Source organism: Lactiplantibacillus plajomi (assembly GCF_005405405.1).
In the GTDB taxonomy this organism is placed as follows: Bacteria; Bacillota; Bacilli; order Lactobacillales; family Lactobacillaceae; genus Lactiplantibacillus; species Lactiplantibacillus plajomi.
The window spans coordinates 128623-134980 of the sequence record NZ_BJDZ01000002.1 but is presented as its reverse complement, the minus strand read 5'-3'; the positions used below and the strand labels follow the sequence as shown (position 1 = coordinate 134980).

General features: G+C 49.8%; 6 protein-coding genes and 1 pseudogene. 5 read left to right on the top strand and 2 right to left on the bottom strand.

Annotated features, from left to right (window positions below; all coding sequences use genetic code 11):
• The 4 genes and pseudogenes from FFM82_RS01385 to FFM82_RS01370 all read left to right on the top strand — a co-directional run.
• Positions 1–556, top strand: a 556-nt coding sequence (locus FFM82_RS01385; RefSeq protein ID WP_137644076.1) for a transposase, incomplete at its 5' end; no start/stop codon positions are given.
• 285 nt (positions 557–841) lie between these two features.
• Positions 842–1417, top strand: a pseudogene (locus FFM82_RS01380) (ATP-binding cassette domain-containing protein); the annotation flags it as partial.
• The gene (locus tag FFM82_RS01375; protein ID WP_137644075.1) at positions 1417–3306 is read left to right on the top strand and encodes an ABC transporter ATP-binding protein; all 1890 of its coding nucleotides are present in this window, start codon (positions 1417–1419) and stop codon (positions 3304–3306) included. The pseudogene FFM82_RS01380 and the gene FFM82_RS01375, both read left to right, overlap by 1 nt.
• Positions 3307–3319: 13 nt before the next feature.
• Entirely contained in the window at positions 3320–4294 is a 975-nt protein-coding gene (locus tag FFM82_RS01370) for a hypothetical protein (protein ID WP_137644074.1), read from the top strand.
• 124 nt (positions 4295–4418) lie between these two features.
• Here FFM82_RS01370 and FFM82_RS01365 read toward each other — a convergent pair whose 3' ends face one another.
• Together FFM82_RS01365 and FFM82_RS01360 are read right to left on the bottom strand one after the other, a co-directional pair.
• Positions 4419–4673 carry a hypothetical protein gene (locus FFM82_RS01365; RefSeq protein WP_137644073.1) on the bottom strand — a complete coding sequence of 85 codons (255 nt, stop codon included), beginning with the start codon at positions 4671–4673 and terminating at the stop codon, positions 4419–4421.
• A gap of 128 nt (positions 4674–4801) precedes the next feature.
• Positions 4802–5164 (bottom strand): hypothetical protein, encoded by a 363-nt coding sequence (locus FFM82_RS01360; protein WP_170178167.1) that lies wholly within the window; start codon positions 5162–5164, stop codon positions 4802–4804.
• Between the two features lie 137 nt (positions 5165–5301).
• On the opposite strand from FFM82_RS01360, the gene FFM82_RS01355 reads away from it, so the two are divergent.
• Positions 5302–6330 (top strand): branched-chain amino acid aminotransferase, encoded by a 1029-nt coding sequence (locus FFM82_RS01355; protein ID WP_137644071.1) that lies wholly within the window; start codon positions 5302–5304, stop codon positions 6328–6330.
• Positions 6331–6358 lie beyond the last annotated feature (28 nt).

Here is a 6358-nt window from a genome sequence, read left to right as displayed (position 1 = left end):
TTCAGTTAGTTACCCTGCAGCTAACGCCGACAGTATCCAAGTTGATGAAGTTCGATACTATGCGCGAGTACTCATTAACTTGAAACTAAAAAAAGAACATATCATCAAACGATTGGTTGAACTTGCAAAAACACTACCTGAATTTCGGATTATGACTTCTTTTCCAGGAATCGGCGACCAAACGGCCGCCGAATTGATTGGAGAATTAGGTGATATTCGTAGATTCTCAAACAATCGTAAACTCAATGCCTATATTGGCATTGACTTGAATCGTTACCAGTCCGGTACCTATACGCGCCAGGATCATATTAATAAACGTGGCGATGCCCATGCACGCTGCATTTTATTCTTTGCTATTCGGAACATGATTCGCCAACAGGCTGCCGCTCCTAATCACATTGTTGATTACTATTACCGGTTAAAAAAAGGACCTTATCCCAAACGGGATAAGGTCGCAGTGGTGGCCTGCATGAATAAGACGGTCAAATGTCTTTTAGCCATGGTAAAGGCCAACCAATTGTATGATTACTCATACCACGGACTCGAGGTCCAATAAGGTTCACACCTTATAATTTAATTCTAGCAGTCTCACATTGATATTTCCAATTTCAATCATTGGGGGACACTGTTTAGTTTACGCTTATTTAGGCCGTGAGGGCGGTTCTAAAGTGGCTCAGTGGTGTCGTTTGCGTTAGTCGGGGTCGTTTCCCGGCTTACCCAAAGACCGAGCTTTAAGACAAGTGGGTTGCTTGGCTTAAAGTCGTGTCCACCACGTTCCAGCCGCTTTAGGACCAACCGGCAAGGCGGAAAGTTTCCACTATCCGGGCTTGACTAATCGTAGGAAAAGGGTAGTGTCAAGTTGGACGGGGTTGACGTTCGCAACTTAAAACTCGCGGACTTGCACGGCGCGGTTTCCTTTGTGCCCCAGACGGCGACGCTATTTACCGGGACGATTCGCGACAACATGCAGTTTGGGAACGAAAATGCTACGGACGATGAAATTTGGCACGCCTTAGACATTGCTCGTTCGACCGACTTCGTTAAGGAAGAAGGCGGCTTGGACGCCCACGTTGAACAGGGCGGTGGCAACTTCTCCGGTGGTCAACGGCAACGCTTAGCGATTGCCCGGGCCTTAGTTAAGCACGCCGCGGCCTACGTCTTTGACGATTCCTTTTCCGCGCTGGACTTTAAGACCGACGCCGAATTACGGGCTGAACTGCGCCAGGATAAGTTGATTCAACAAAGTGTCGTGGTCATCGTGGCGCAACGGATTGCGACGGTGGCGGATGCTGACTTAATCCTCGTGTTAGACAACGGGAAGTTAGTCGGTAAGGGTACTCACGCTGAATTAAAGGCGCATAACGAAGTTTACCAAGAAATTATGAAGTCGCAGTTACGAGAGGAGGATCAACTTTAATGAGTGAAGATAAGTCAAACTCAACCAAGGCACCCAAAGTCAGTGGTCCCCGTCACGGACCCGGTGCCCAGGGCTTAGTTGAAAAACCCAAGAGTTTTTGGAAGACCTCGGTGCGGCTGATGCGTTACATGTCGGATCGCTGGTTCGGGCTGGCCATCGTGATGTTCTTTGCGATTATATCGGTTATCTTCCAAATCCGAACGCCGAAAATCTTAGGGAAAGCCACTACCGAAATTTACAAGGGGATTATGAAGGGGAACGCCCAGCAACAAGCCGGGATCAGTCAAAACGGGTTCCCAATCAACTTTGAAAAAATCGGGCAAATCATCCTGATCGTGTTGATCATGTACGTGGCCTCCGCGCTGTTTAACTTTATTCAACAATACATTATGACCCGCATCTCGCAAGGGACGGTATACAAGTTGCGGCGCTCATTCAAGGGTAAGATGCAAAACGTGCCGATTTCGTATTACGATACCCATTCAAACGGGGATATCATGAGTCGGGCGGTTAACGATATGGATAACATCGCCAATACGCTGCAACAAAACCTGACCCAGGCCGTCACGAGTACCGTGACGTTTGTCGGGACGATTTGGATGATGCTCACGATCAGTTGGAAGCTAACGCTGATTGCGCTGGTGACGATTCCACTGAGCGTGGTCGTCGTCGGCGTGATCGCACCGAAATCGCAAAAATTTTTCGGTACCCAACAAAAGAGTCTGGGGCTATTAAATAACCAGGTCGAAGAAAATTACGCCGGTCACGTGGTCATCAAGAGTTTCAATAAGGAACAGGACACGATCGACGCTTTCGAAGAACAAAACGAGAATTATTACCAGTCAGCCTGGAAAGCCCAGTTTATTTCCGGGATCATCATGCCATTAATGATGTTTTTAAATAACATCGGCTACGTTTTCGTTGCCATCATTGGTGGGATCGACGTCGCTAACGGTAAGGTGACCTTGGGGAACATTCAGGCCTTCCTGCAATATACCCAGCAGTTCTCGCAGCCAATTTCACAGATGGCCAACTTGCTGAACACGATTCAATCAACGATTGCCTCCGCGGAACGGGTTTTCGAAGTGTTGGACGAAGAAGAAATGAAGCGGACCAAGTCGAACTTGCCAGCACAAACCGACACCGACAACTTGATCAGCTTGGAGCACGTCCAGTTCGGGTATACCGACGACGCCCTACTAATGACCGACTATAACTTGGACGTTAAGCGTGGTCAGCAGGTGGCCATCGTTGGACCGACCGGGGCCGGCAAGACGACCATCATCAACTTATTGGAGCGGTTCTACGACGTTAAGGGCGGTTCGATCCGCTTGAACGGCGTCGATACTCGCGACTTGAAACGCGAGGATTTACGTTCCCACTTTGCCATGGTCTTGCAGGATACCTGGTTATTCACCGGGACAATCTTCGATAACTTGAAGTATGGTCGTGAAGACGCCAGCGATGAAGAAATTTACGCGGCGGCTAAGGCGGCTCACGTTGACGGCTTTGTCCGCAAGTTACCAGACGGCTATAACACGGTGCTGAACGAAGAGGCCTCGAATATTTCCCAAGGGCAACGGCAATTGCTAACGATTGCCCGGGCGTTCGTGGCTGATCCTGAAATTTTAATTTTGGATGAAGCCACCAGTTCCGTTGATACCCGGACCGAAGTCCACATCCAACACGCGATGGAACGGCTCTTGAAGAACCGGACCAGTTTCGTGGTCGCACACCGGCTGTCAACGATTCAGGGCGCCGACAACATTATTGTCATGAACCACGGATCGGTCGTTGAAACCGGGACGCACCAAGAGTTAATGGCGCAAAACGGCTTCTACGCGGACTTATACAACAGTCAGTTTACTGGCAATATTGATGTGGAGTAAAGGAGGAGTGTCAGTGTTTCGGAAACAAGCAATGTTGATGGTCGGCCTGGGCGTCCTCGGCTCAGGATTAGCCGGCTGCGGCGCAAGCGACTTATCAACGACAAAAACCAACTACAGGCCAAACGGCTTAGTGGCCGCGGTTAAGGGACGGGCAACAACGGCTAAGGTCAGCTACCAAGTTGATGGCGCCAAGACGCAGCACGCCAACGTTAACCACCACACGTTCGTGATTCAGGTGCCGGCGAAGACGACCCGTCAAACGGTTAAAATCATGGCGGCCGGTAAGACGACCACGGCCCACGTCAGCGCGGCTAAGCGGTTGAACGGCTACCAAAAGTTGGCGACGACGTATAATAACGCCCTAATCGGTTCGAAGTTAAGTAAGGCTGATCAGGCGGCCGCCCAGAGGCTGCAAAAGCAGGGGGCGACGCTCAAGAGCCAGCAAGCGACGATTCAAAAAAAGGTTAAGCAGGCCCAGGCGCAACTGAAAGCGGGTGGTGCCCAGGCGGCCACCGCGGCGCAGACGTTGCAGACCCAGCAAGCGGCTGCGGCTAAGTTGCAGACCCAGGCGGCTGAGTTGCAAACGAGTCAGCAGCAAGTTGCCAGTGCCATGAAGACGGCTAAGGCTAAGGTCAAGGACCAACTCTTACCTAGCAAGACGCCGGCCGACGGGTTACGAAACGTGGTGACGACCAAGGACTACCGCATCCGGCTGAACGTCCAAAATGGTGACGTGGTTGGCGCGGCCTTGATCGTACCGACGAAGGCCTTTAAGGATAAAACGCGTTCTAAGACCTTTGGAACCTCATTTGCGCTCCTCAGCACGGCCAGCGGTGCCAACGCTAAGACCGTGATGAAAGCCTTCCAGAAGGCGACTAAGGACAATAGTAGCAGCACGACCACGATTGACCCGATTTATTCCAACGGCGTCAAGTTCACGGTCGGGGTGTCGACTAGCGACCTGTATATTTTTATGACTAAGAAGTAAAGCGAATAGGGGCTGTGGCAGTAGTCACAGTCCCTTAGGTGTTTCCAAATATTGATAGACGAAACGTACGCCCAAAGTCGGCTGACTTTGGGCGTACGTTTTTTTAATCCCCCGAATATGTACTTTAGCCCATTCGGTGTTTGGAATGGTGACGCAGGCCGTGGTTGGCCGTTTCCACGATAAACGTCCCGACAAGTAGGACCAGGTAGACGGCCGTCAATGTGTCAATCAGGAAACTGACCGCTAAGAAAGCACAGAACATGTCGATTAAAATCACGGGAATTGCCAGTAAGGCCAACCCGCGGAACCAGTTCGAATAGCTAGGGAAAAAGCGGTCGCTACCGGGCCAGGAAAAACTAATTGTTTTATTGCGTTTCATCAACCTCACAACCTTTACTTAATGATTAAGTCCGTAACAGAATGCTCTACGGTGATTGTAACGCGTTTTAATTAATTAATAAAGCGCTTCCAGTAACAAATCGTTACCGCAAGCGCCGGTTAAGGGTCTTATTCAAATGATAGTTCTAAGAAATAGCGGTGTTTATCCGGAAGGTGGGCACTGGTGACCCAAACTTCGTGGTAGTTCGGCACCTTTTTTTCAGTATAGTCGAAGAAGAAATCGAGTAAGTCGCCGTTTTTAGCCACGAAATCGTCGGTAAAACGGTTGACCAGTAACTTGTTATCCGGAAAGTAGATCTCCGGGTTGGCGACGTTGACCGTGTCGGGAATACTCATCCGCACCACGTTGGTATATTCAGGCGTAGTGAAGGCAATCTCAGCCGGATGGTGGGCGACGTAGAACATGACGTTATAAATAGAATCTGAATTACTTGCCACGACGAACCAGTCCTTTGTTAAGTTTAATCCCATTATAGCAAAAAAATCTGCAGTTCGGCGGTCGGGATTTGGATTCCGCCCTTGACAAACTTCTAATAAACCATTAATCTTTTAATTAAATTCAAATTAATCAATTTGAGTAAATTACATAATAAAGGAAGTTGAATCACATGGCAGACGTACAATTGGATTGGAACAACTTAGGGTTCAAGTACCGTAACCTTCCATATCGTTATCGTGCTTATTATAAAGATGGTGAATGGGTTAAAGAAGAGTTAACTGGTGACGCCACTTTACATATCAGTGAGGGTTCAACCGCCTTACACTACGGCCAACAAGATTTTGAAGGCCTAAAAGCTTACCGGACCAAGGATGGCAGCATCCAATTATTCCGGCCGGACCGCAACGCTGCGCGGATGCAGACCAGTTGTGAACGGTTGTTAATGCCGCAAGTACCAACCGATATGTTCGTCAACGCGGTTAAAAAAGTCGTTCGTGCTAACCAGGACTACGTGCCGCCGTACGGCACCGGCGCAACCTTGTACCTACGGCCACTCATGATTGGGGTCGGTGGTAACATCGGCGTCCATCCGGCTGACGAATACATCTTCACGGTCTTTGCAACGCCGGTTGGGAGCTACTTTAAGGGTGGCATGACGCCAACCAACTTTACGACGTCGAACTACGACCGGGCCGCACACAAGGGGACCGGGGCCTACAAAGTTGGTGGTAACTACGCTGCCAGCCTATTCCCAGGCCAGGAAGCTCATCAACACGGCTTCTCCGACTGTGTTTACCTGGATCCGATCGAACACCGCAAGATTGAAGAAGTCGGTTCCGCCAACTTCTTTGGGATTACTAAGGACGGCACCTTCGTGACGCCGAAGTCACCGTCAATCTTGCCTTCCGTCACTAAGTACTCGTTGCTTTGGTTAGCGGAACACAAATTCGGCATGAAGACTGAACAGGGCGATGTTTACATCGACGACCTCGACCGCTTTGCCGAAGCTGGTGCTTGTGGGACGGCGGCCGTCATCTCACCAATCGGTGGCTTGGAACACAACGGAAAGCTGCACGTCTTCTACAGTGAAACCGAAGTGGGTCCGGTTACGAAGAAACTTTACGATGAATTGACCGGGATTCAATTCGGCGACCGTGAAGCCCCAGAAGGTTGGATTCAAAAAGTTGAATTAGATTAGTTTTATCATAACGGTGATCAGTATCGGG

Bases quoted from the DNA above. Each gene is read 5' to 3' on its own strand.
- FFM82_RS01375 (WP_137644075.1), top strand. From the start codon at position 1,417: ATGAGTGAAGATAAGTCAAACTCAACCAAGGCACCCAAAGTCAGTGGT.
- FFM82_RS01365 (WP_137644073.1), bottom strand. From the start codon at position 4,673: ATGAAACGCAATAAAACAATTAGTTTTTCCTGGCCCGGTAGCGACCGC.
- FFM82_RS01360 (WP_170178167.1), bottom strand. From the start codon at position 5,164: ATGGGATTAAACTTAACAAAGGACTGGTTCGTCGTGGCAAGTAATTCA.
- FFM82_RS01355 (WP_137644071.1), top strand. From the start codon at position 5,302: ATGGCAGACGTACAATTGGATTGGAACAACTTAGGGTTCAAGTACCGT.